This is a genomic window from Pantoea stewartii (genome assembly GCF_011044475.1).
In the GTDB taxonomy this organism is placed as follows: domain Bacteria; phylum Pseudomonadota; class Gammaproteobacteria; order Enterobacterales; family Enterobacteriaceae; genus Pantoea; species Pantoea stewartii.
Map to the genome: position 1 here is coordinate 1,859,022 of NZ_CP049115.1, position 24,002 is coordinate 1,883,023.

Here is a 24,002-nt window from a genome sequence, read left to right on the forward strand (position 1 = left end):
GCGTTATGACCCTGATTTGGTGGCAAAAGGCCATACAATGAACCGAGAAGAAGTGCACTGTGATGTTGTCTAAATTTAAGCGCAATAAACACCAACAACACCTCGCACAGCTGCCTAAACTGTCACAATCTGTTGCGGATGTGTCGACGCTTTATTCGCCTAGCGAATTCCGTGAGACGCTTTTGGAAAAGATTGCGTCAGCGCAATCGCGCATTTGTATCGTCGCCCTTTATCTGGAAAATGACGATGCGGGCCGCGCCGTCATGAACGCACTCTATGCGGCAAAAATCGCGCGTCCACAGCTGGATATCAGTATTTTAGTTGACTGGCACCGCGCCCAGCGCGGGCGCATTGGTGCCGCGCGCGGCGTCACTAACGCCGACTGGTATTGTGAGATGGCCCAGCAACATCCCGACAGCGTGATTCCGGTGTACGGCATCCCGGTTAATACGCGTGAAGCGCTGGGCGTACTGCACCTGAAAGGTTTCATTATTGATGACATGCTGCTTTACAGCGGTGCCAGCATTAATGACGTCTACCTGCACCAGCATGATAAATACCGCTACGACCGCTATCAGCTCATCCGTAACCCCGCCCTGGCTGACACCATGTTCGAATGGATTAATCACCATTTGAAAGAGGCGGAGGCGGTGAATCGTCTGGACTATGCAGAGCGGCCTTCCAGCCCGGAAATTAAAAACGAAACCCGGCAGTTTCGTCAGGACCTGCGCGGTTTTAACTATCAGTTTGAAGGCAACGCTGGCAACGATGAACTGGCCGTAACGCCTTTAGTAGGCTTAGGCAAACACAGCCTGCTGAACAAGACCATTTTCCATCTGATGCCCTGCGCAGAGAAAAAACTCACTATCTGCACCCCCTATTTCAACCTGCCCGCCTTGCTGGTGCGCAATATCATTGCCCTGTTACGTCAGGGCAAAGATGTCGAGATCATTGTGGGTGATAAGACGGCGAATGACTTCTATATTGCACCCGATGAGCCGTTCAAGATCATCGGTGCACTGCCCTATCTCTACGAAATTAATCTGCGTCGCTTTTTGAGTCGCCTGCAGTATTACGTCAGTAACGGACAGCTGATCGTGCGCTTATGGAAAGAGGGTGAGAACAGCTATCACCTGAAAGGGATGTGGGTCGATGATGAATGGCAGCTTATTACAGGCAACAACCTGAATCCGCGCGCCTGGCGGCTGGATCTGGAAAATGCGGTACTGATCCACGATCCGCATCAGCAGCTGGCCGATCAGCGCCAGCACGAACTGATGCTGATTCGCCAACATACCACTGTGGTTAAGCATTTCCGTGAGCTGGAAAGTATTGCTGACTACCCGGCTAAAGTCCGTAAACTGATACGACGCCTGCGTCGTATCCGTATTGACCGCCTGATCAGTCGTATCCTCTAGTTTTTCAGCATGCCGCAGACTGACTGCGGCATGCTGACCGATTAAAGCGTCATGCCCTTACCCTGCCGGTGCAGCAACAGCGATACCACGAAGGCCAGTGCCCCCATCCCAGAAACATACCAGAAGAACGTGGTTTCCATGTCGTGGTGTTTCATCAGCAACGCAACATACTCTGCCGATCCACCAAAAATGGCATTCGCCACCGCATAGGAAAGCCCGACACCGAGCGTCCTGACCTGCGGTGGAAACATCTCTGCTTTTAAAATCCCACTGATCGAGGTGTAAAAACTGGTGATCAGCAGCGCCAGCATAATCAGAATAAATGCCATGCCCGGACTCTGAACGTTTTGCAAAAGTGTCAGAATGGGCACAGTACAGATTGCTGCCCCAGCCCCAAAGATCATCATGGACGTGCGGCGGCCGATTTTATCCGACAAACCACCGATAATCGGCTGCAGCAGCATATAAACCAGTAACGCGCCGGTCATTAATCCGCTGGCCGTTTTCGCATCCATGCCTGACGTATTGACCAGGTACTTTTGCATATAGGTGGTAAAGGTATAGAAACTCAGCGATCCGCCCGCGGTAAAGCCCAGTACCATCAGAAACGGCTTAGTATGATTTCGCAATAAGCCGATGACGCTGCCCGCATCGCGGTGTTCACGGGTTTGTTTATCCGAGGTCTCATCCAGCGAGCGGCGCAGCCATAACGCCACAACAGCCAACGCGGCGCCTAAAAAGAACGGGATACGCCAGCCCCAGGTTCGTAGCTCATGATCGGTTAACAGAAACTGCAGCACCACGACCGTCAGTACCGCAGCCAGTTGGCCGCCGATTAAGGTGACATACTGGAATGAGGCATAAAACCCTTTTCGTCCTTCCAGCGCGACTTCACTCATATAGGTGGCGCTTGTGCCGTATTCACCGCCTACTGACAGTCCCTGAAACATACGCGCCAGCAAAAGCAGTGCGGGCGCGGCGATGCCAATACTTTCGTAGCCCGGCAGGCAGGCGATCACCAGCGATCCGAAACACATCATGCAGACCGAGATCAGCATGGATTTTTTGCGGCCGTGGCGGTCGCCAATGTAGCCAAATAACCAGCCGCCAATCGGCCGCATTAAGAAGCCCGCCGCAAAGACGCCTGCGGTCTGCAGCAGTTGGGTTGTGGTGTCGCCCTGGGGGAAGAAAATATGGGCAAAGTAGAGTGAGAAAAACGAGTACACATAAAAGTCGAACCATTCGACGAGATTACCTGAGGACGCGCCTACGATGGCCCAGATACGTTTTTTTCTGTCGATCGCCTGCGTGTGGGGAGTGCTGTTCATGTCTGACATGCTATGCCTCGGCTCCTTGCTGATAAGCAGCGTTAAAGCGTTGAGTAAAGCATGGACGGCAATAAAACGGAAAGAGGTGTTGCCCCGAGCCTATAAAATGTGACCTGTGTTGCTAATTTACTGAAATCATTGCGTGATATATCAGGCGGCATTTACCGATAACGCTGCGTCAGCGCCTCACGATGACATCCTGGAAGCACTGACATGCGCACAGAGAGACCGTTAAAATGCGGTGATCACCGTAACACCGGGCGATTCAAACTTATCCATATTCATTAACGCCTCTATGGATTGCTCCAGGTTAATGGTTCTGCCGATCAGTTTTTCCGGACAAAGTTTTCCTGCATGAATCATGTTCATCATCACATCATAGCGATGGGCCTGCATGCCGTGGCTGCCAATAATTTCCAGTTCATTAGCAATGACCCGCGCCATAGGAATGGGCGGTGCGCTGTGTTCACCTGCCATCAGGCCAACCTGAACGTGCCTGCCTCTTTTTCTTAACGAGTTGATAGCGTTGACACAGGTTGCCGTATGACCCAGCGCATCGATTGAAACGTGCGCCCCGCCGTGGGTGAACTCTCTGACCGCTTCCGCTACGTCGGCGACCTGCGTGGCATTTACGATGGCAACAGCGCCCAGCTCACGCGCCAGTTGCAGCTTTTCATCCGAGATATCCACCGCTATGACATTGGCGCCAAGTGCATTGGCAATCATGATGGCGGAAAGGCCTACGCCACCACAGCCGTGCACAGCAAGCCACTGCCCTGCGGACGTTTTCCCCTGATCAACAACGGCCCTGAAAGAGGTGATGAAGCGACATCCCAGACTGGCCGCAGTGGTGAAATTCAGCGTATCCGGTAGAGCAATGAGGTTCAGATCCGCCTGCTGTATGGCGACATATTCTGCGAAGGATCCCCAGTGGGTAAAGCCTGGCTGAAACTGATGATCGCAGACCTGTTGATTGCCTGAATGGCACTCATGGCATAAACCGCATCCCGAGACAAAGGGCACGGTGACATTATCGCCCGGGCGCCATTTCGTCACCGCGCTGCCGACCGCTTCAATCGTGCCGGCGAATTCATGCCCCGGCACGTGGGGTAACGGGATATCAGGATCGTGGCCGACCCAGCCATGCCAGTCGCTTCGGCAAACCCCAGTTGCTTTAACCCGAATCACAACGCCATGGGGTTCCGGTGTGGGATCCGGCAGCGTTTTCAGGACAGGCGGGGACAGAAATGATTCGTATATGACCGCTTTCATCAGTAAACCCTCATGTATGGTTTACTAAAAGTATACTGACAGGCCGTGAAATTACTTTTCGTGTATTGCAGGCGGATCATGGTTTATGAAATTATCTTTCATTAATGATAGTAAGGCTGAGTGGATATTTCAGTGAGCATTCTTGATAAGAAAGATGTGGCGTTACTGCGCTATCTGCAAAAGGACGGCAGAGTATCGAGTCTTAAGCTGTCTCAGGATTTGGATATGAGCCCGGCGTCAACATGGCGGCGCCTGAAGCGGCTTGAGGACGAAGCCTTCATTGAAGGTTATCAGGCGGTAGTGAATCGTCGAAAGATGGGGTTTGGCGTGATGGCATTCGTGCGTCTGGTCTGCAGCCAACACAGTGAGGCGGCAACACGAGACTTTGAAGAGCGGATCAATGCGAATCCTTATATCCTGTCATGCCACAATATCACTGGCGAGGCCGACTTCCTTTTGCAGGTGGTTGCGCGGGATTTAGATCATTACAGCCTGTTTATTGAAAAGGAACTGCGCAAGCTGCCGGGGATCCTGAGCATTAATTCTTCGATTTCGCTCAGGGAAGTGAAGAAAAGCCATCCCCTGCCGGTCTGAGGGTACGGTTTACTTTCTGACCCAGGATGGCGGGCCTGGAGAATTTATACAAAGAAACGGTACCAGGCGACGATGGAAGGAGTCTTGCCAGCCGGTTCAGTGCAAACAGCAGCGTAGGATATCGGGCTCAAGAGGCTTTAAACGGCCATAAGATTCTGCCCGGCTGCCTGCTGAACCATGATTTGCGGACGTAAAAAAGCCCCGTACTTCCGTACGGGGCTTCTTCACCTGATTGATGCCTGGCAGTTCCCTACTCTCGCATGGGGAGACCCCACACTACCATCGGCGCTACGGCGTTTCACTTCTGAGTTCGGCATGGGGTCAGGTGGGACCACCGCGCTACAGCCGCCAGGCAGATTCTGTCTGCCGCACCGCCCTCTCGGGCCGCACGGCGTTATCCGGTAAACAAGGCTGAAAATTCTTTCTGTCTCTCAACCAAAACGCCTCTGGCGTTGTAAGGTTAAGCCTCACGGGTCATTAGTACCGGTAAGCTCAACGCATCGCTGCGCTTACACACCCGGCCTATCAACGTCGTCGTCTTCAACGTCCCTTCAGGAGGCTCGGAGCCTCAGGGAGAACTCATCTCGGGGCAAGTTTCGTGCTTAGATGCTTTCAGCACTTATCCCTTCCGCACATAGCTACCCAGCTATGCCCTTGGCAGAACAACTGGTACACCAGCGGTGCGTCCATCCCGGTCCTCTCGTACTAAGGACAGCTCCTCTCAAATTTCCTACGCCCACGACGGATAGGGACCGAACTGTCTCACGACGTTCTGAACCCAGCTCGCGTACCGCTTTAATGGGCGAACAGCCCAACCCTTGGGACCGACTACAGCCCCAGGATGCGATGAGCCGACATCGAGGTGCCAAACCTCCCCGTCGATGTGGACTCTTGGGGGAGATAAGCCTGTTATCCCCGGGGTAGCTTTTATCCGTTGAGCGATGGCCCTTCCATGCGGAACCACCGGATCACTATGACCTGCTTTCGCACCTGCTCGAGCCGTCACTCGCAGTCAAGCTGGCTTATGCCATTGCACTAACCTCCTGATGTCCGACCAGGATTAGCCAACCTTCGTGCGCCTCCGTTACACTTTAGGAGGCGACCGCCCCAGTCAAACTGCCCACCTGACACTGTCCGCAGCCCGGATCACGGGCCCACGTTAGAACACCAAACATTAAAGGGTGGTATTTCAAGGACGGCTCCACGCAGACTGGCGTCCACGCTTCAAAGCCTCCCACCTATCCTACACATCAAGGCTCAGTGTTCAGTGTCAAGCTGTAGTAAAGGTTCACGGGGTCTTTCCGTCCTGTCGCGGGTAACCTGCATCTTCACAGCGATTTCAATTTCACTGAGTCTCGGGTGGAGACAGCCTGGCCATCATTACGCCATTCGTGCAGGTCGGAACTTACCCGACAAGGAATTTCGCTACCTTAGGACCGTTATAGTTACGGCCGCCGTTTACCGGGGCTTCGATCAAGAGCTTCTCCTTACGGATAACCCCATCAATTAACCTTCCGGCACCGGGCAGGCGTCACACCGTATACGTCCACTTTCGTGTTTGCACAGTGCTGTGTTTTTAATAAACAGTTGCAGCCAGCTGGTATCTTCGACTGGCCTCGGCTCCGGGAGCAAGTCCCCTCACCTACGCGCCAGCGTGCCTTCTCCCGAAGTTACGGCACCATTTTGCCTAGTTCCTTCACCCGAGTTCTCTCAAGCGCCGGTATTCTCTACCTGACCACCTGTGTCGGTTTGGGGTACGATTTCGTGTTACCTGATGCTTAGAGGCTTTTCCGAAGCAGGGCATTTATCACTTCAGCACCGTAGTGCCTCGTCGTCACGCCTCAGTGTAAAGTGCACCGGATTTGCGGCGCACACACCTACACGCTTAAACCGGGACAACCGTCGCCCGGCCGATATAGCCTTCTCCGTCCCCCCTTCGCAGTAACACCAAGTACAGGAATATTAACCTGTTTCCCATCGACTACGCCTTTCGGCCTCGCCTTAGGGGTCGACTCACCCTGCTCCGATTAACGTTGAACAGGAACCCTTGGTCTTCCGGCGACAAGGTTTTTCACCTTGTTTATCGTTACTTATGTCAGCATTCGCACTTCTGATACCTCCAGCATGCCTCACAGCACACCTTCGACGGCTTACAGAACGCTCCCCTACCCAACAACGCTTACGCGTCGCTGCCGCAGCTTCGGTGCATGGTTTAGCCCCGTTACATCTTCCGCGCAGGCCGACTCGACCAGTGAGCTATTACGCTTTCTTTAAATGATGGCTGCTTCTAAGCCAACATCCGCTGTCTGTGCCTTCCCACATCGTTTCCCACTTAACCATGACTTTGGGACCTTAGCTGGCGGTCTGGGCTGTTTCCCTCTTCACGACGGACGTTAGCACCCGCCGTGTGTCTCCCGTGATAACATTCTCCGGTATTCGCAGTTTGCATCGGGTTGGTAAGCCGGGATGGCCCCTAGCCGAAACAGTGCTCTACCCCCGGAGATGAGTTCACGAGGCGCTACCTAAATAGCTTTCGGGGAGAACCAGCTATCTCCCGGTTTGATTGGCCTTTCACCCCCAGCCACAGGTCATCCGCTAATTTTTCAACATTAGTCGGTTCGGTCCTCCAGTTAGTGTTACCCAACCTTCAACCTGCCCATGGCTAGATCACCGGGTTTCGGGTCTATACCCTGCAACTTAACGCCCAGTTAAGACTCGGTTTCCCTGCGGCTCCCCTATACGGTTAACCTTGCTACAGAATATAAGTCGCTGACCCATTATACAAAAGGTACGCAGTCACACCACGAAGGTGCTCCCACTGCTTGTACGTACACGGTTTCAGGTTCTGTTTCACTCCCCTCGCCGGGGTTCTTTTCGCCTTTCCCTCACGGTACTGGTTCACTATCGGTCAGTCAGGAGTATTTAGCCTTGGAGGATGGTCCCCCCATATTCAGACAGGATACCACGTGTCCCGCCTTACTCATCGAACTCACAGCCTGTGCACCTTTGTGTACGGGAGTATCACCCTGTACCCTGCGACTTTCCAGACGCTTCCACTGATGCACAAGCTGATGCAGGTTCTGGGCTCCTCCCCGTTCGCTCGCCGCTACTGGGGAATCTCGGTTGATTTCTTTTCCTCGGGGTACTTAGATGTTTCAGTTCCCCGGTTCGCCTCATGCCGCTATGTATTCACTGCATGATAGTGTGACGAATCACACTGGGTTTCCCCATTCGGGTATCGCCGGTTATAGCGGTTCATATCACCTTACCGGCGCTTATCGCAGATTAGCACGCCCTTCATCGCCTCTGACTGCCAGGGCATCCACCGTGTACGCTTGGTCGCTTAACCTCACAACCCACAGGCGTTTATCTGTTTACCGTAACGGCTGCGCGTAAAGAATGCATCGTTGCGCGGTGCCCGCCATGCTCACGTACTTCAGTACGCTCCGCTGGCTGTGCGCCGACGCGCCTTGCTTTCTTTACTGCTCACGCGCTACTGCATAACAGTTGCTTGTAAGCTGTAAGCTTTTGAGAGACCCGAACGCATCGTGCTGTGTTCCTTATTACGGAGGAACACGACGTGCGTCGTTTCAAATTTTCAGCTTGTTCCGGATTGTTAAAGAGCATAATACTTCGCAGCACACCGTCGCCGGTACGCTCTGAAGTATTGTCAGAAAAAACAGCAAGTATGGTGGAGCTAAGCGGGATCGAACCGCTGACCTCCTGCGTGCAAGGCAGGCGCTCTCCCAGCTGAGCTATAGCCCCATACAGTTACTGCAGAGACCACTACCACCACTCAACTGCGTGCACTTCATGAGAAATGCACTTCGTGCTCAGGCAAGGCGTGTGTCCGCGAAGCATAGTGAACTATGCGAGCCGGAGACATAACGCAGCATGAGTGCGAAGTTGGTAGGCCTGAGTGGACTTGAACCACCGACCTCACCCTTATCAGGGGTGCGCTCTAACCACCTGAGCTACAAGCCTGTAGAGGTTTTTTCTGCTCGTGACTTTCTATCAGACAATCTGTGTGAGCACTTCGCACGAAGGTATCTTCAGGTAAGGAGGTGATCCAACCGCAGGTTCCCCTACGGTTACCTTGTTACGACTTCACCCCAGTCATGAATCACAAAGTGGTAAGCGCCCTCCCGGAGGTTAAGCTACCTACTTCTTTTGCAACCCACTCCCATGGTGTGACGGGCGGTGTGTACAAGGCCCGGGAACGTATTCACCGTGGCATTCTGATCCACGATTACTAGCGATTCCGACTTCACGGAGTCGAGTTGCAGACTCCGATCCGGACTACGACGCACTTTATGAGGTCCGCTTGCTCTCGCGAGGTCGCTTCTCTTTGTATGCGCCATTGTAGCACGTGTGTAGCCCTACTCGTAAGGGCCATGATGACTTGACGTCATCCCCACCTTCCTCCGGTTTATCACCGGCAGTCTCCTTTGAGTTCCCGACCGAATCGCTGGCAACAAAGGATAAGGGTTGCGCTCGTTGCGGGACTTAACCCAACATTTCACAACACGAGCTGACGACAGCCATGCAGCACCTGTCTCAGCGTTCCCGAAGGCACCAAGGCATCTCTGCCAAGTTCGCTGGATGTCAAGAGTAGGTAAGGTTCTTCGCGTTGCATCGAATTAAACCACATGCTCCACCGCTTGTGCGGGCCCCCGTCAATTCATTTGAGTTTTAACCTTGCGGCCGTACTCCCCAGGCGGTCGACTTAACGCGTTAGCTCCGGAAGCCACTCCTCAAGGGAACAACCTCCAAGTCGACATCGTTTACGGCGTGGACTACCAGGGTATCTAATCCTGTTTGCTCCCCACGCTTTCGCACCTGAGCGTCAGTCTTCGTCCAGGGGGCCGCCTTCGCCACCGGTATTCCTCCAGATCTCTACGCATTTCACCGCTACACGAATTCTACCCCCTCTACGAGACTCAAGCCTGCCAGTTTCAAATGCAGTTCCCGTGTTAAGCCCGGGGATTTCACATCTGACTTAACAGACCGCCTGCGTGCGCTTTACGCCCAATAATTCCGGATAACGCTTGCCACCTACGTATTACCGCGGCTGCTGGCACGTAGTTAGCCGGTGCTTCTTCTGCGGGTAACGTCAATTGCTGAGGTTATTAACCTCAGCACCTTCCTCCCGCTGAAAGTACTTTACAACCCGAAGGCCTTCTTCATACACGCGGCATGGCTGCATCAGGCTTGCGCCCATTGTGCAATATTCCCTACTGCTGCCTCCCGTAGGAGTCTGGGCCGTGTCTCAGTCCCAGTGTGGCCGGTCATCCTCTCAGACCAGCTAGGATCGTCGCCTAGGTGGGCCGTTACCCCGCCTACCAGCTAATCCCATCTGGGCACATCCGATGGTGTGAGGCCCGAAGGTCCCCACTTTGGTCTTGCGACGTTATGCGGTATTAGCTACCGTTTCCAGTAGTTATCCCCTCCATCGGGCAGTTTCCCAGACATTACTCACCCGTCCGCCACTCGTCACCCGAGGAGCAAGCTCCTCTGTGCTACCGTCCGACTTGCATGTGTTAGGCCTGCCGCCAGCGTTCAATCTGAGCCATGATCAAACTCTTCAATTTAAAGTTTGATTTGCTGCAACCAGTGCAGCGATGCTCAAGGAAAACGTCGTAATGAATTTCAATACGTGTTCACTCTTAAGACTTGATATTTTTTGCGTCCGGAGACGCGGATATCAATCCTGCGAGTGCCCACACAGATTGTCTGATAAATTGTTAAAGAGCAGTGCAACCAGCGGGTTAACCGTCTGTTGCGAGGTGGCGTATATTACGCTTTCCTCCTTCAGAGTCAACCTCTTTTTCAGAAGTTTTTCTCCGGCGAAAACTCCGGGGAGTTTTCTGCTGAACACCGCGTTACGTAAGCCGTTGTGCCGTGTCAGTGGAGGCGCATTATAGGCAAATATTTTGGGCTGGCAAGGGGGTAATTCAAAGAAACTTCTCAACCGCTCACTTTCCAGGCAAACCGTCGCAGAAACCACCAATCCGGCCCGTTTCAGAAACAAAAAACGGGCATTACGCCCGTTTTTAACAGAGACAACCTTACTGATGTGCCGTAATGACGTCGTCTTTGACATCCATTTCTATCACTTTTCCCGGAACCAGTTGTCCGGAAAGGATCTGCTGTGCCAGCGGATTCTCTATCTGTTGCTGGATAGCGCGTTTCAGTGGACGCGCACCGTACACCGGATCATAACCGTTCTCACCCAGCAGCTTGATCGCGGCATCAGAGATATGCAGCTGATAACCGCGATCCTCCAGACGTTTGTACAACCGTTGCAGCTGAATCTGTGCGATAGAGGCAATGTGTTTTTCACCCAGAGGATGGAACACCACCACCTCATCAATACGGTTAACAAATTCAGGACGGAAGTGCTGTCCTACCACACCCATGACAACCCCCTTCATTTCGGCGTAGTTCAGATTGCCGAAACGTTCCTGAATCAGATCGGAGCCCAGGTTCGAGGTCATGATTACCACCGTGTTGCGGAAATCAACGGTGCGACCTTGCCCATCCGTTAACCGGCCATCATCCAGCACCTGCAGCAGGATATTGAAGACATCGGGATGCGCCTTCTCTATCTCATCCAGCAGAATCACCGAATACGGACGACGGCGAACCGCCTCGGTCAGATAGCCGCCCTCTTCATAGCCAACGTAGCCCGGAGGTGCCCCCACCAGCCGCGATACCGAGTGTTTCTCCATAAATTCAGACATGTCGATACGGACCATCGCATCGTCACTGTCAAACAGGAAGTTAGCCAGCGATTTACACAACTCGGTTTTACCCACACCCGTTGGGCCGAGGAACAGGAATGACCCGACAGGACGGTTTGGATCGGCCAGACCCGCACGGCTACGACGAATGGCATTGGACACCGCCTCGACGGCTTCATCCTGTCCGATAACGCGCGAGTGAAGCTCCTGTTCCATTCGCAGCAGTTTGTCTCGCTCCCCTTCCATCATGCGGGCAACCGGAATACCGGTCCAGCGCGCCAGCACATCGGCAATTTCCACATCTGTCACGCGATTGCGCAGCAGCTTCATGGTTTTGCCTTCAGACTGGGTGGCAGAAGCCAGTTGTTTTTCCAGCGCCGGGATTTTGCCGTACTGCAGCTCAGACATCTGCGCCAAATCACCAGAGCGACGCGCCTGCTCAAGCTGGAGGCGTGCCTGTTCCAGCTCCGCTTTAATATTCTGCGTACCGGTTAATGAGGCTTTTTCCGCTTTCCACTCTTCTTCCAGCTCAGCATATTCACGCTCTTTCTGATTCAGCTCCGCTTCGAGCATCTCCAGACGTTTCACGCTGGCATCATCAGACTCTTTCTTCAGCGCCTGCTGTTCGAGTTTCAACTGAATAATGCGCCGCTCCAGTCGATCCAGTGCCTCTGGTTTGGAGTCAATCTGCATACGAATGCTGGATGCCGCTTCATCGATCAGGTCAATCGCCTTATCGGGTAACTGACGATCGGCGATATAGCGGTGAGAAAGCGTGGCCGCCGCAACGATAGCCGGGTCAGTAATCTGTACATGATGGTGCAACTCATAGCGCTCTTTTAACCCGCGCAAAATGGCGATGGTATCTTCAACGCTTGGCTCTGCGACAAACACTTTCTGGAAACGACGCTCCAGTGCCGCATCCTTCTCGATGTACTGGCGATATTCATCCAGCGTGGTGGCACCGACGCAGTGCAGCTCACCACGTGCCAGTGCCGGCTTCAGCATATTACCGGCATCCATTGCGCCGTCCGCTTTGCCCGCGCCCACCATGGTATGTAACTCATCGATAAACAGGATGACGTTGCCTTCCTGTTTGGCCAGGTCGCTGAGTACGCCTTTCAGACGCTCCTCGAATTCACCCCGGTATTTTGCCCCCGCCACCAGCGCGCCCATATCCAGCGCCAGTACACGGCGACCTTTCAGCCCTTCCGGCACCTCGCCATTGATAATGCGTTGGGCCAGCCCTTCAACGATGGCGGTCTTACCTACGCCGGGCTCACCGATTAACACAGGGTTATTTTTAGTACGGCGCTGCAATACCTGAATGGTACGGCGAATTTCCTCATCACGACCAATCACCGGATCCAGCTTGCCTTTCTCGGCACGCTCAGTGAGATCGATTGTGTATTTCTTTAACGCCTGACGCTGATCTTCAGCACCCTGATCGTTCACGTTGTCACCTCCACGAAGTTGTTCTATCGCTTTGGTGAGCTTGTCGTTAGTGGCACCCGCAGACTTCAGAATGTCTGCCAGCGAGCCACGTGAATCCAGGGCTGCCAAAACAAATAATTCAGATGAGATAAAGTTGTCATTGCGCTTCTGTGCCAGCTTGTCGCACAGATTAAGCACTCTGATCAGGTCGGCAGAAGGTTGCACGTCGCCGTCGCTGCCTTCCACCTGGGGCAGACGATCGATAGCCTGGTCAATCTGCGTACGCAGAGAGGCCACGTCTATGCCGGTAGAGGACAACAGCGGAGCGACCGATCCCCCTTCCTGTTTGAGCAGTGCGCTCATCAGATGCAAAGGTTCGATAAACTGGTTGTCGTGTCCCAATGCCAGAGACTGCGCGTCGGAGAGAGCAAGTTGAAATTTATTAGTAAGACGATCCAGACGCATAATTCCTCCCATTACAGGTCAAATGCTACTGGAGATTAAAATGAGGTCATCCCTCAAGTTTTCAAGGATAATGACCTGAGATATGAGTAAAAAATGCACTGCCTGGATCGTCTTATGGCGTAAGACTATAACAGCCAAATTAAAGTTGCCATACGCCCGGTGATCCCGTCCCGGCGGTAGGAGAAGAAATTGTCGGGTTCACTGAAGGTGCAGCGTGAATCTGCACTGACAGACTGGACCCCTGCGGCCTGCAGGCGTTGTCGGGCCAGATGCCAGATATCGGCAAAAAATTTATCTCCGACGGGGCGGAATGCATCCGCCGCACGCGGATCAATGTCCATGAATGCACGACGAACCTCCGCGCCGACTTCAAAAGCATCAGGACCGATCGCCGGCCCCAGCCAGGCATGGATTCTGTCGGGCGGCGCCTGAAACTGCGCCAGCGTATTTTCCAGCACGCCGCCACAAAGCCCACGCCATCCGGCATGTGCAGCGGCCACTTCACGCCCATCGTCAGAACAAAACAGCACGGGCAGGCAGTCAGCGGTCATCACAGCACAAACTACGCCCGGCTCACGCGTTATGCAGGCATCGGCTTGCCGCGGCTGAGGATCCATACGGGCAGAGAGATGTTCAACGTCAGTTGAATGCACCTGATTCAGCCATTGCGGCATCGCGGGCAACGCCGCAAGCGAGACCAGTCGCTCACGGTTAGCACGAACATGTTCTGCTTTATCACCGACATGGCCCCCGAGATTCAGCGAGCACCAGTTTCCCTCACTGACGCCACCGTGGCGTAATGTCGAGACAGCTCGCACCTGCGCTGGCGCAGGCCATTGTGGGATAATCAGACTCATAACCAGTCCAGTTGATCCTTGAACATCTCTGTGTCGGCTTTCAGCGCGTCAATCAGATCGATCATATCCTGCGGAATGGCCGCATGAAACTCCATCTCAATACCCGAGATGGGATGATAAAGACGGAGCATCGTGGCGTGCAGTGCCTGACGATCAAAACCGCGTAAGGTCGCGATAAATTCTTCAGACGCGCCTTTTGGCGGACGCGGCCGGCCACCGTAGAGCGGATCGCCCACCAGCGGATGATTAATATGCGACATATGCACGCGAATCTGGTGCGTACGGCCGGTTTCCAGTCGCAGACGAAGCCGCGTATGGGCGCGGAAATGCTCCATAATGCGATAATGGGTCACAGCGGGTTTACCCATTGGATGCACGGACATATGCGTACGTTTCGTCGAGTGACGGCTAATCGGTTCATCCACCGTTCCCCCCGCCGTCATGGTGCCAATGGCCACCGCCTCATATTCACGCGTAATTTCACGACGCTGCAGGGCATCAACTAAATGCGTCTGCGCCGGTACGGTCTTCGCCACCACCATCAAACCGGTGGTGTCTTTATCCAGACGATGGACAATCCCCGCACGCGGAACGTCCACAATGGCGGGATAGTGATGCAGTAGTGCATTCAGTACCGTACCGTCAGGATTTCCCGCCCCAGGATGAACAACCAGGTCACGTGGTTTATTGATGACGATAATATCTTCGTCTTCGTATACGATATCCAGCGGGATGTCCTGGGGTTCCCAGCGCTGCTCCTCTTCGATCTCTGCATCAATCGTGACGCGCTCGCCGCCAAGCACTTTCTCTTTCGGCTTATCAATGACAGTGCCGTTAACACTGACGCGCTGGTTGAGAATCCACTCTTTTATGCGGGAACGTGAATAATCAGGGAACAATTCCGCCAAAGTCTGATCTAAACGTTGTCCGAGTTGTGACTCGGATACCGTTGCGGTGAGTTGAACTTGTTGTGCCATATACAGCTTCTTCGTTAACGTTGGGTTTTACGGCGATGCCGTTTAATATAATGTGCTATCGTACCTGGTCATTACCGGGAGCTATACGGACAGCTTCCGCCATAACATTTTGAGGATAATCACTTCGTCATGACGCGTATGAAATATCTGGTGGCTGCAGCCACACTGAGCCTGGCACTTGTTGGTTGTTCCGGCTCAAATGACGCGGTACCGGACAACCCGCCTTCTGAAATCTATGCTACAGCGCAACAAAAGCTGCAGGACGGTAACTTTAAAGCGGCGATTAAGCAACTGGAAGCGCTGGATAATCGTTACCCGTTCGGTCCCTATTCGCAGCAGGTTCAGTTGGATTTGATCTACGCGTACTATAAAAATGCCGATCTGCCCATGGCGCAGGCGGCGATCAGTCGCTTTATGCGTTTGAATCCTACGCACCCTAATATCGATTACGTCATCTATATGAAAGGTCTGACGGATATGGCGCTGGACGATTCAGCATTGCAGGGCTTTTTTGGCATTGACCGTTCGGACCGTGATCCTACGCATGCGCGCGATGCTTTCCGCGACTTTGCACAGCTGCTGCGCAGTTACCCGAACAGCCAGTATGCCGCTGATGCTTACAAGCGTCAGGTCTTCCTGAAAGATCGTCTGGCTAAATATGAACTCTCGGTGGCGCAATTCTATACCAAGCGCGGGGCTTATGTCGCGGTCGTTAACCGTGTTGAAGGCATGATGCGCGATTATCCTGATACGCAGGCGACCCACGACGCGCTTCCGCTGATGGAAAATGCCTACCGTCAACTGCAGTTGAATGCAGAGGCCGATAAAGTGGCAAAAATTATCGCCGCCAATAACGGTTAATCAGCCTTCCTTTCCCGAAACAAAAAAAGCAGCCCTGAGGCTGCTTTTTTTTGCGCACAGAACAGGCAATATTGACACGTTGCCGCTGAGCTAACCTGTCAACAATGCCTTGTTAATGCCCTGGCTTCAAGCCTTTTCGACCACATTCTCGCCCTTTCTCACAATTTGCCCTGGTTGACAAAAAGTGACATTTTTTTGTGATCAAAATCACACAAATACAGAATTATCGCGCTATGCTGGATCTATTCCGACGGCAATCACAGAGAGGTAAGCATAATGATCGTGAACATTACCAGTAAGCAAATGGAAATTACTCCAGCCATCCGTGAACACGTCGAAGACCGCCTTGCCAAGCTTGAGAAATGGCAAACTGACCTGATTAATCCGCATATCGTCCTGTCGAAAGAGTCCAAAGAGTTTGTGGCGGACGCGACCATCAACACACCAAACGGTACCCTGGTCGCCAGTGCCAAACATGACGACATGTACACCGCTATCAATGATTTGATCGGCAAACTTGAGCGCCAACTCAATAAAGTCCAACACAAACCTGAAGCGCGGCGTGCGGCCAGCAGCGTGAAAGATTTCACGCCAGCAGCCGAAGAGTAGCCTCATCCCCGCTTTTCTGACGCGCCTCCGGGCGCGTTTTTTGTTGACAGCTTTTCGTGAGTACGGTTACTCTCAGGTCAGCTCAATTTTGGAACGCCTCATGAAAATACTGTCGTTTTTCTTCGCTTTCTTTTTTACCTTCCCCTGAACGGGAGGCCATTCGTCGTGTAAAAAGAAAGCGAAGACGAACAACAAAGCCTCCCAATCGGGAGGCTTTTTTATTGGATAGCTTACAGGTGAGCCTTATGACCCCGGACAATCCGCTTCTGGCGCTGCGTGAAAAAATCAGCGCCGTGGACGAAAAACTACTGACGTTACTTGCCGAACGGCGTTTGCTGGCTGTGGAGGTGGCAGAAGCGAAACTCGCCACCCATCGTCCTGTCCGTGATATCGAACGTGAGCGCGCGCTGATCGAACACCTTATTGTGCTGGGCAAAAAGCATCAGTTAGATGCGCATTACATTACCCGTCTGTTTCAGTTAGTCATTGAAGACTCCGTGCTGACACAGCAGGCATTGCTGCAAAAGAACCTGAACCATCCGCATGCACAGGCTGCGCGCATCGCGTTTTTAGGGCCAAAGGGCTCTTATTCTCATCTGGCTGCGCGACAGTATGCTGCCCGCCATTTCGACAGCATGGTGGAATGCGGTTGCCTGAAATTCCACGACATTATTAAACAGGTTGAGAACAACGCGGCAGACTACGCTGTCCTGCCCATCGAAAACACCAGTTCCGGCTCCATCAATGATGTTTATGACCTGCTTCAACAGACCAATTTGTCGATTGTCGGTGAAATGACGTTGCCCATTGAGCACTGCATGCTGGTGAGCGGCCCGAGCGACCTGGAACAAATCGAAACGGTTTACAGCCACCCACAGCCTTTCCAGCAGTCCAGCCACTTTATCAACCGTTTTCCACACTGGAATATTGTTTACACAGAAAGTACCGCCGCCGCGATGGAAAAAGTGGCCGCGCTCAACTCGCCGAAGGTTGCGGCTATCGGCAGTGAGGCCGGAGGTGAGCTTTATCAGTTACGCGTGCTTGAGCGCCATCTGGCTAACCAGCAGCAGAACCATACTCGCTTTATTGTTCTGGCACGCAAACCTATTGATGTCTCCGATCAGATTTCGGCCAAAACCACGCTGATCATGGCAACCGGTCAACAGGCAGGTGCACTGGTTGACGCCCTTTTGGTCCTGCGCCAGCACAATCTCATCATGAGCAAGCTGGAATCCCGTCCAATTAACGGCAATCCCTGGGAAGAGATGTTTTATCTGGATGTGCAGGGTAATTTGCAGTCTGAGAAAATGCAGCAGGCACTGGAAGAACTTCGCGCCATGACGCGTTCATTGAAAGTTCTTGGCTGCTATCCCAGTGAGAATGTGATTCCTGTGGAACCCAAGCAATAGAAATGAAAAAGGCATCCGGGTGGATGCCTTTTGCTTTTAAGGACGGCTGTCGTTAGCCGATCGCAGTAAGCTTCTGCTTTCAACCAAAAAGCGTTTTGCGTGATCGCCAAACCAGGCCTCAACCCGATTGAAGCTGGCGATAAAGGCGTGCTTATCGCCTTGTTCCAGCAAAGCAATCGCTTCGCCAAATCGCTGATAATACCGCTTGATAAGATTCAGGTTATTTTCAGACGACATGATGATATCCGCATAGAGCTGGGGATCCTGAGCAAACAGGCGCCCAACCATTGCCAGCTCCAGCCGGTAGATAGGCGATGACAACGCCAGCAGTTGGTCAAGATTGACGTTCTCTTCCGCCAGATGCAGCCCATAAGCAAACGTCGCAAAATGGCGCAGGGCCTGAATAAAGGCCATGTTCTGATCGTGCTCTTCCGCACCGATACGATGGAGGCGCGCGCCCCAGACCTGGATCTGCTCCAGAAACCACTGGTAGGCTTCCGGTTGTCGCCCATCACACCAGACCACAACCTGCTTGGCCAGGCTGCCGCTGTCAGGCCCAAACATTGGATGCAGACCCAATACTGGCCCGCGATGTGCGGCCAGCATCGCCTGCAAAGGGCGATGTTTAACCGAGGCAAGATCCACCAGAATGCAGTCATCCGGCAAGGGAGGAAGCCGGTTAATCACCGCCTCTGTCAGATGAATAGGGACACTGATCATCACCATACCGGCATCCGCCAGCAATGTATCCGCCTTGTCCCAGTCATCTTTGTCCAGCGTCTTTACCGCATAGCCAGACAACGTCAGCATTTTATTGAACAGGCGCCCCATCTGCCCTTCACCGCCGATAATCACGATTGGGCGAAGCGCAGGACACAATGTTTTAAAACCTTTATCGTTTTCGCTGGCGTAAGATTCACGCATCACCCGGCGTAATACGTCTTCGATCAAGTCCGCAGGAACACCGAGGGCCTCAGCTTCTTTACGACGCGACGCCAGCATCGATGCTTCACGTTCAGGGACATAGACCGGCAAACCATGGCGGCTTTTGACTTCACCCACTTCAGCGACCAGTTCCAGACGTTTTGCCAGCAGAACCAGTAAAGCTTTATCTACCGTATCAATTTGTTCACGTAATGCGTTTAGTTCCGCGACCATTACCTATCAGACCTCGTGTGAAAAACGCGCCGCCAGCGCCCCTTGTAGCTCATGATGCATGCCACGCAGTAAATCTTCGGTAACCTGCCAGTTAATGCAGGCATCCGTGACGGAAACACCGTACTTCATCTCGCTGCGCGGCTGCTCAGAAGACTGGTTGCCTTCATGGATGTGGCTTTCCAGCATCAAGCCAATAATTGAGCGGTTACCTTGTTTGATTTGCGCAACGGCAGATTCCGCTACACCGGGCTGACGGCGGTAATCTTTATCGGAGTTACCATGGCTGCAATCTATCATTAAGGCCGGACGGAGTCCCGCTTTTAGCATGGCGGCTTCGCACTGCGCCACATCTTCAGGGCTGTAGTTGGGCGCTTTTCCTCCGCGTAAAATGACGTGGCCATCCGGATTACCCTGCGTTTGCAGCAGGCAGACCTGGCCCGACTGATTGATCCCGACAAACCGGTGAGGCATCGCCGCCGCACGCATGGCATTAATCGCCGTGCCCAGGCTGCCATCAGTCCCGTTTTTGAAGCCAACCGGCATGGAGAGTCCTGACGCCATCTCACGGTGCGTTTGCGATTCCGTTGTACGCGCACCGATCGCCGACCAGCTGAAGAGATCGCCCAGATACTGTGGGCTGTTAGGATCCAGCGCTTCCGTAGCTAAAGGCAGGCCCATGTCGACCAGATTAACCAGCAATTCACGTGCAATGTGCAGCCCTGCTTCCATATCAAATGAGTTATCCATGTAAGGATCGTTGATCAACCCCTTCCAGCCAACGGTTGTGCGGGGTTTCTCAAAGTAGACGCGCATAACAAGATAGAGTTGATCACTCACCGTTTCGGAAAGAGTTTTTAAACGACGCGCATAATCAAGAGCGGCTTCTGTGTCATGAATAGAGCAAGGACCGCACACCACTAACAGGCGTGGATCGCGACCGGCAATGATATCGGCAATGGTCTGGCGCGATGCCGCGATTTGCGCCTGCTGCGCAGGGCTTAACGGAAATTTGGTTTTCAGCTCTTCAGGGGTGATCAACACTTGTTCATTCGCAATGTGAACATTGTTTAGCGCGTCTTTTTGCATCTTGCTGTCCTTTACACTCATTTATGCGTTTACAGGATCCTCACAGAGGATGTGGCACTACTGTACCATAACTGATACACGCAACAATGCTGGATGTACACTTTATTTACCACTACCCATAAAAGCCTTGGCAAAATAAATTAAATAGCAATAAAAACAATATATTAATAAAAAAACAAATGAACTCAAAAGCCACTTAATGTGTAAATTTTACTATACACACAAGAATTTTACGTGGCGGTATCGCCTGTTAAGATAAGCGCATTCCCACAGAGAGGCAGAAATATGGTTCAGATCCCACCAACAATCCGGCTACGTCCTTTTCAGTTAAACGATGTCGAGGCATTTACCGCGGCGGTAAATGCCTCACTTGATACCCTTTTGCCCTGGATGAGCTGGGCACACGAAAACTATCAGCCTCATGAGGCCGAAAGCTGGATTCGCTTTACCCACTTACAAAGGGCGGTACGAGAATCAGAAGAGTTTGCGATTGTGGATGCGCAGGATCGTCTGTTAGGCGGTGCTGGTTTTCGTTTTGCCAGCGAGCCGGGCGCGTTGTGTTCCCTCGGTTACTGGGTGCGCAGCGATGCACAGCGCCAGGGCGTGGCTACGCAGGCGGTGAAGTTATTACTGGAATTTGGCTTTGCGCGGCCGGATGTGCAGACAATCGAACTGCTGGCGGTGGAGAACAACTATGCCAGCCGGCGAGTGGCAGAAAAAAGCGGTGGGCGCTTTATCGATTACCGTTATGGCTTAATTGTCCTGGACAGCGGGCCAGTAAACGCGGCGATCTATCATTTTCAGCGCCCCTGATGTCAGGTCAGCCGGGCGTTCTCAGAGGCTATAAGCCTCAACATAAGCGATAAGCCAGTCGTCAACGGTCATGCTTTCATTTGTCCGCCAGACAATAACCATACCGTACTCAATCCGGTCCAGTTCGAATGCGCGTAACTCTCTGTAAAAATGACTATAACCTTTAATAAATCGCCCATCGCAGGATTCCACATCGACGCGTTGGTAAACGACCTTGCCCTCATAGTCAAAATAACTGAAGCCGATCTCTTTCATGTTCAGCCAGGGCATATCCACATCGACTAACGGGATATGCGGCTTAACTGCCGTGGCTTTCTGCTTCTTACGCGCCATTTCCTTTCTGTGTTCACGGCCAGCCCAGACAATGATGAGGTTCAGCGCCACCAGAATCAGGGCCGGACCATATAATCCAATGGCGAGAAACAGGGGAAACAACACGAACACCATGAGGGACCACAGCACGGTCAGAATGCGGCAAAGCCATAGATTGCTGTTGCCTTCCAGCGCATAGCGGGCTGAACGAAATGAGGCGATGGAAAGTAAAAATCCAGAAAGAAAAAAAAGAGCGTCCTTCACAACCTGTCCTTATGATAATGCGCACCTTCCCGGGCAACCCCTCTCATGGGCGAGACGACGAAAATCGGGGAGGCAGTATTTATGCAGCCGCTCATGACAGCGTGCTTTTATTTTGCAGTACGGCCCTGTCTTCAACGCGCGAACGGCGGGACACATGTTACCTGAAAACACCGGCAGAGACGCCATCCCTTGCTGACGGGAGTGATCGTGATCGTCCTTCACGCCGGGATTCGTCATCCTAAACGACAATCAGCCCTGTCAGGCCGACAGACCCGGACTGCGGGCTGCATCGGGTAAGTCTTTTCTGTAAAAGCGTTTCTCTGGCAATAAAAAAAGGGGCTGGCATGCTGCCAACCCCTTGTTTGCTATTAACTTTTAGATGTCGCGTTAGCGATACCTTAGCTAAGACGCTCTTTGATACGAGCAGACTTACCAGTACGCTCACGCAGGTAGTACAGTTTGGCTTTACGCACAGCGCCACGACGTTTAACAGCGATGCTGTCAATTACCGGAGAGTGAGTCTGGAAGACACGCTCAACGCCTTCGCCGTTAGAAATTTTGCGAACAGTGAATGCAGAGTGCAGACCGCGGTTACGAATAGCGATAACCACGCCCTCGAATGCCTGCAGACGTTTTTTAGAACCTTCAACGACCCATACTTTCACTTCCACGGTATCACCCGGACGGAAGGAAGGTACGTCCTGTTTCATCTGCTCTTGTTCAATTTGCTTAATAATGTTGCTCATAATTAAATCTCTTATCCTGGGTAAACTGATAGTCAGGGAAGATTACTCTTCCGCATCATCGTTTTGTTGCTGGTGTTCTTGTTGGAACGCCTTAAGCAACCTTGCTTGCTCTTCAGTCAGAGCCAGGTTTTCCAGAAGTTCAGGTCTTCTCAGCCAGGTACGGCCTAGCGACTGTTTCAGGCGCCACTGGCGAATATCGGCATGGTTGCCCGACAGTAATACTGGCGGAACCTCCATCCCTTCTAACACTTCAGGTCGGGTATAGTGTGGACAATCCAGCAATCCCTCCGAGAACGAATCCTCATCGGCTGACGCCTGCTTGCCGAGTACTCCCGGAATGAACCGGGCGACTGCGTCAATCATCGTCATTGCGGGCAGTTCCCCACCGCTGAGAACGTAATCACCGATTGACCATTCTTCATCAATTTCGGTCTGGATTACGCGCTCATCAATCCCTTCATAGCGGCCACAAACAAGAATTAACTTGTCGCGTGACGCCAGTTCGCAAACGCCCTGTTGGTCCAGTTTGCGCCCCTGAGGTGAAAGATATATCACCCTGGCACCCTCTCCCGCCGCTGCTTTCGCTGCGGAGATGGCATCCCGTAAAGGTTGTACCATCATCAGCATTCCCGGTCCGCCACCATAAGGACGATCGTCCACAGTACGGTGCCGGTCGTGCGTGAAGTCACGTGGACTCCAGCTTTGAACGCTGAGCAGGCCATTTTTTACTGCCCGGCCAGTTACCCCGTAATCGGTAATAGCGCGAAACATTTCTGGAAACAGGCTAATTACACCAATCCACATTGTTTTCGCCGTTACGTTACCGTTTGATTCGGAGATCAAAAACCAGGATCCCAATCTACTTCAATAAGGCCAGTAGCGAGATCGACTTTCTTGATAACCTGTTCATCAAGAAACGGAATTAACCGCTCCTGTACACCAAACGCATCTTTCAGGTTTGCCTTCACGACGAGAACGTCGTTCGAACCGGTTTCCATCATATCGATGACTTTACCCAGCTCGTAGCCTTCAACGTTGACCACCTTGCAACCCATCAGGTCTTTCCAGTAGTACTCACCGTTTTCCAGCGCAGGCAGTTGCGTCGAGTCGACCTGAATTTCGCAATTGGTCAACTGTGCCGCCGCATCCCGATCGTCAATGCCTTTGACTTTGATGATCAGGTCCTGATTGTGGTGCTTCCAACTATCCAGTTCCACCTGCTGCCATTTACCGGCGCGCTGGATAAACCAGGGTTGGTAGTCAAAGATGCTTTCAGCGTCTTCAGTGGAGGAAAACACTTTGAGCCAGCCGCGAATGCCGTATGCAGCGCCCATTTTGCCCAATACAATCGGGTTAACAGGTGCCTGTGCGGCAAGTTGTCTGCTCATGCTCACCACCGTGACAGATTAAGCTGCTTTCTTTGCTTCTTTGATCAGCGCGTTAACGCGATCAGAAAGCGTTGCGCCCTGGCCAACCCAGTGCTCGATACGATCCAGATCCAGACGCAGTGCTTCAGCCTGACCAGAAGCGATCGGGTTGAAGAAACCTACGCGCTCGATGAAGCGACCGTTGCGTGCATTGCGGCTGTCAGTAACGACGACCTGATAGAACGGACGCTTTTTAGCGCCGTGACGTGCCAAACGAATTGTTACCATA

General features: G+C 52.8%; 19 protein-coding genes, 2 tRNA genes, 3 rRNA genes and 1 other annotated feature. Of the genes, 7 read left to right on the forward strand and 17 right to left on the reverse strand.

Annotation, left to right across the window (positions count from 1 at the left end):
- Positions 1-62 precede the first annotated feature (62 nt).
- Positions 63-1,418, forward strand: coding sequence for a CDP-diacylglycerol--serine O-phosphatidyltransferase (pssA, locus tag G5574_RS08770; RefSeq protein ID WP_164482514.1), 1,356 nt, complete (start codon positions 63-65; stop codon positions 1,416-1,418).
- A gap of 41 nt (positions 1,419-1,459) precedes the next feature.
- Here the strand turns inward: pssA and G5574_RS08775 are convergent, their stop codons facing one another.
- Together G5574_RS08775 and G5574_RS08780 are read right to left on the reverse strand one after the other, a co-directional pair.
- The gene (locus G5574_RS08775; RefSeq protein WP_039340130.1) at positions 1,460-2,755 is read right to left on the reverse strand and encodes an MFS family transporter; all 1,296 of its coding nucleotides are present in this window, start codon (positions 2,753-2,755) and stop codon (positions 1,460-1,462) included.
- Positions 2,756-2,977: 222 nt separating this feature from the next.
- Positions 2,978-4,018, reverse strand: a complete 1,041-nt coding sequence (locus G5574_RS08780; protein WP_058702295.1) for a zinc-dependent alcohol dehydrogenase family protein — start codon at positions 4,016-4,018, stop codon at positions 2,978-2,980.
- A 132-nt stretch (positions 4,019-4,150) separates the two neighbouring features.
- Here G5574_RS08780 and G5574_RS08785 point away from each other — a divergent pair, with 132 nt between their 5' ends.
- Positions 4,151-4,612 carry an Lrp/AsnC family transcriptional regulator gene (locus G5574_RS08785; protein ID WP_244964683.1) on the forward strand — a complete coding sequence of 154 codons (462 nt, stop codon included), beginning with the start codon at positions 4,151-4,153 and terminating at the stop codon, positions 4,610-4,612.
- 237 nt (positions 4,613-4,849) lie between these two features.
- Here G5574_RS08785 and rrf read toward each other — a convergent pair.
- The 8 genes from rrf to rluD form a co-directional block, all read right to left on the reverse strand.
- Positions 4,850-4,965 (reverse strand): 5S ribosomal RNA (gene rrf, locus G5574_RS08790).
- Between the two features lie 103 nt (positions 4,966-5,068).
- Positions 5,069-7,961, reverse strand: a 23S ribosomal RNA gene (locus tag G5574_RS08795).
- A gap of 340 nt (positions 7,962-8,301) precedes the next feature.
- Positions 8,302-8,377 (reverse strand) — tRNA-Ala (locus tag G5574_RS08800).
- Positions 8,378-8,519: 142 nt separating this feature from the next.
- Positions 8,520-8,596, reverse strand: a tRNA-Ile gene (locus tag G5574_RS08805).
- Between the two features lie 73 nt (positions 8,597-8,669).
- Positions 8,670-10,203, reverse strand: a 16S ribosomal RNA gene (locus tag G5574_RS08810).
- Together the 16S, 23S and 5S rRNA genes with 2 tRNA genes alongside form the textbook arrangement of a ribosomal RNA operon.
- Positions 10,204-10,680: 477 nt before the next feature.
- Positions 10,681-13,254, reverse strand: a complete 2,574-nt coding sequence (gene clpB, locus G5574_RS08815; protein WP_033739502.1) for an ATP-dependent chaperone ClpB — start codon at positions 13,252-13,254, stop codon at positions 10,681-10,683.
- Positions 13,255-13,379: 125 nt separating this feature from the next.
- The gene (gene yfiH / locus G5574_RS08820; RefSeq protein WP_164482516.1) at positions 13,380-14,111 is read right to left on the reverse strand and encodes a purine nucleoside phosphorylase YfiH; all 732 of its coding nucleotides are present in this window, start codon (positions 14,109-14,111) and stop codon (positions 13,380-13,382) included.
- A complete protein-coding gene (gene rluD, locus G5574_RS08825; RefSeq protein WP_006120699.1) occupies positions 14,108-15,088 on the reverse strand; it encodes a 23S rRNA pseudouridine(1911/1915/1917) synthase RluD in 981 nt (326 codons plus the stop codon). Before rluD ends, yfiH begins: the two co-directional genes overlap by 4 nt.
- 129 nt (positions 15,089-15,217) lie before the next feature.
- Between rluD and bamD the strand changes: the two genes are divergently transcribed.
- The 4 genes from bamD to pheA all read left to right on the forward strand — a co-directional run bounded on the left by bamD (position 15,218) and on the right by pheA (position 17,967).
- A complete protein-coding gene (gene bamD / locus G5574_RS08830) occupies positions 15,218-15,949 on the forward strand; it encodes an outer membrane protein assembly factor BamD (RefSeq protein ID WP_006120700.1) in 732 nt (243 codons plus the stop codon).
- Positions 15,950-16,225: 276 nt separating this feature from the next.
- Positions 16,226-16,558 (forward strand): ribosome-associated translation inhibitor RaiA, encoded by a 333-nt coding sequence (raiA, locus tag G5574_RS08835; protein WP_006120701.1) that lies wholly within the window; start codon positions 16,226-16,228, stop codon positions 16,556-16,558.
- Between the two features lie 99 nt (positions 16,559-16,657).
- Positions 16,658-16,781 (forward strand) — a sequence feature (Phe leader region).
- Complete coding sequence (locus G5574_RS23555) at positions 16,659-16,706, forward strand: hypothetical protein (RefSeq protein ID WP_193750318.1); 48 nt, start codon at positions 16,659-16,661, stop codon at positions 16,704-16,706. (Overlaps the previous feature by 48 nt.)
- 22 nt (positions 16,782-16,803) lie before the next feature.
- Positions 16,804-17,967, forward strand: coding sequence for a bifunctional chorismate mutase/prephenate dehydratase (gene pheA / locus G5574_RS08840; RefSeq protein WP_033739505.1), 1,164 nt, complete (start codon positions 16,804-16,806; stop codon positions 17,965-17,967).
- A gap of 36 nt (positions 17,968-18,003) precedes the next feature.
- On the opposite strand, the gene tyrA is transcribed toward pheA, so the two are convergent.
- Positions 18,004-19,125 carry a bifunctional chorismate mutase/prephenate dehydrogenase gene (gene tyrA / locus G5574_RS08845; protein ID WP_164482517.1) on the reverse strand — a complete coding sequence of 374 codons (1,122 nt, stop codon included), beginning with the start codon at positions 19,123-19,125 and terminating at the stop codon, positions 18,004-18,006.
- Positions 19,126-19,131: 6 nt separating this feature from the next.
- Positions 19,132-20,211 (reverse strand): 3-deoxy-7-phosphoheptulonate synthase, encoded by a 1,080-nt coding sequence (locus tag G5574_RS08850; RefSeq protein WP_033739508.1) that lies wholly within the window; start codon positions 20,209-20,211, stop codon positions 19,132-19,134.
- 285 nt (positions 20,212-20,496) lie between these two features.
- Here G5574_RS08850 and G5574_RS08855 point away from each other — a divergent pair, with 285 nt between their 5' ends.
- Positions 20,497-21,024, forward strand: coding sequence for a GNAT family N-acetyltransferase (locus G5574_RS08855; RefSeq protein ID WP_033739509.1), 528 nt, complete (start codon positions 20,497-20,499; stop codon positions 21,022-21,024).
- 21 nt (positions 21,025-21,045) lie between these two features.
- Here the strand turns inward: G5574_RS08855 and G5574_RS08860 are convergent, their stop codons facing one another.
- From G5574_RS08860 to rpsP, 5 genes are all read right to left on the reverse strand, one after another.
- Positions 21,046-21,600 carry a hypothetical protein gene (locus G5574_RS08860; protein WP_033739511.1) on the reverse strand — a complete coding sequence of 185 codons (555 nt, stop codon included), beginning with the start codon at positions 21,598-21,600 and terminating at the stop codon, positions 21,046-21,048.
- Between the two features lie 398 nt (positions 21,601-21,998).
- Positions 21,999-22,346 carry a 50S ribosomal protein L19 gene (rplS, locus tag G5574_RS08865; protein WP_006120707.1) on the reverse strand — a complete coding sequence of 116 codons (348 nt, stop codon included), beginning with the start codon at positions 22,344-22,346 and terminating at the stop codon, positions 21,999-22,001.
- Positions 22,347-22,388: 42 nt separating this feature from the next.
- Complete coding sequence (gene trmD / locus G5574_RS08870) at positions 22,389-23,150, reverse strand: tRNA (guanosine(37)-N1)-methyltransferase TrmD (protein WP_050504850.1); 762 nt, start codon at positions 23,148-23,150, stop codon at positions 22,389-22,391.
- 35 nt (positions 23,151-23,185) lie between these two features.
- Positions 23,186-23,734, reverse strand: a complete 549-nt coding sequence (gene rimM, locus G5574_RS08875) for a ribosome maturation factor RimM (RefSeq protein ID WP_006120709.1) — start codon at positions 23,732-23,734, stop codon at positions 23,186-23,188.
- Between the two features lie 18 nt (positions 23,735-23,752).
- Positions 23,753-24,001: a 30S ribosomal protein S16 gene (rpsP, locus tag G5574_RS08880; RefSeq protein ID WP_033739514.1), complete on the reverse strand. Its 249-nt coding sequence runs from the start codon at positions 23,999-24,001 to the stop codon at positions 23,753-23,755.
- Between the last annotated feature and the right edge of the window lies 1 nt (position 24,002).

Excerpts from the sequence above, each read along its gene's own strand:
- G5574_RS08850 (WP_033739508.1), bottom strand. The coding sequence starts at position 20,211 with ATGCAAAAAGACGCGCTAAACAATGTTCACATTGCGAATGAACAAGTG.
- rimM (WP_006120709.1), bottom strand. The coding sequence starts at position 23,734 with ATGAGCAGACAACTTGCCGCACAGGCACCTGTTAACCCGATTGTATTG.
- bamD (WP_006120700.1), top strand. The coding sequence starts at position 15,218 with ATGACGCGTATGAAATATCTGGTGGCTGCAGCCACACTGAGCCTGGCA.
- pssA (WP_164482514.1), top strand. The coding sequence starts at position 63 with ATGTTGTCTAAATTTAAGCGCAATAAACACCAACAACACCTCGCACAG.
- G5574_RS08780 (WP_058702295.1), bottom strand. The coding sequence starts at position 4,018 with ATGAAAGCGGTCATATACGAATCATTTCTGTCCCCGCCTGTCCTGAAA.
- raiA (WP_006120701.1), top strand. The coding sequence starts at position 16,226 with ATGATCGTGAACATTACCAGTAAGCAAATGGAAATTACTCCAGCCATC.
- rpsP (WP_033739514.1), bottom strand. The coding sequence starts at position 24,001 with ATGGTAACAATTCGTTTGGCACGTCACGGCGCTAAAAAGCGTCCGTTC.
- rplS (WP_006120707.1), bottom strand. The coding sequence starts at position 22,346 with ATGAGCAACATTATTAAGCAAATTGAACAAGAGCAGATGAAACAGGAC.
- G5574_RS08855 (WP_033739509.1), top strand. The coding sequence starts at position 20,497 with ATGGTTCAGATCCCACCAACAATCCGGCTACGTCCTTTTCAGTTAAAC.
- G5574_RS08775 (WP_039340130.1), bottom strand. The coding sequence starts at position 2,755 with ATGTCAGACATGAACAGCACTCCCCACACGCAGGCGATCGACAGAAAA.
- yfiH (WP_164482516.1), bottom strand. The coding sequence starts at position 14,111 with ATGAGTCTGATTATCCCACAATGGCCTGCGCCAGCGCAGGTGCGAGCT.
- rluD (WP_006120699.1), bottom strand. The coding sequence starts at position 15,088 with ATGGCACAACAAGTTCAACTCACCGCAACGGTATCCGAGTCACAACTC.
- trmD (WP_050504850.1), bottom strand. The coding sequence starts at position 23,150 with ATGTGGATTGGTGTAATTAGCCTGTTTCCAGAAATGTTTCGCGCTATT.
- tyrA (WP_164482517.1), bottom strand. The coding sequence starts at position 19,125 with ATGGTCGCGGAACTAAACGCATTACGTGAACAAATTGATACGGTAGAT.
- pheA (WP_033739505.1), top strand. The coding sequence starts at position 16,804 with ATGACCCCGGACAATCCGCTTCTGGCGCTGCGTGAAAAAATCAGCGCC.
- clpB (WP_033739502.1), bottom strand. The coding sequence starts at position 13,254 with ATGCGTCTGGATCGTCTTACTAATAAATTTCAACTTGCTCTCTCCGAC.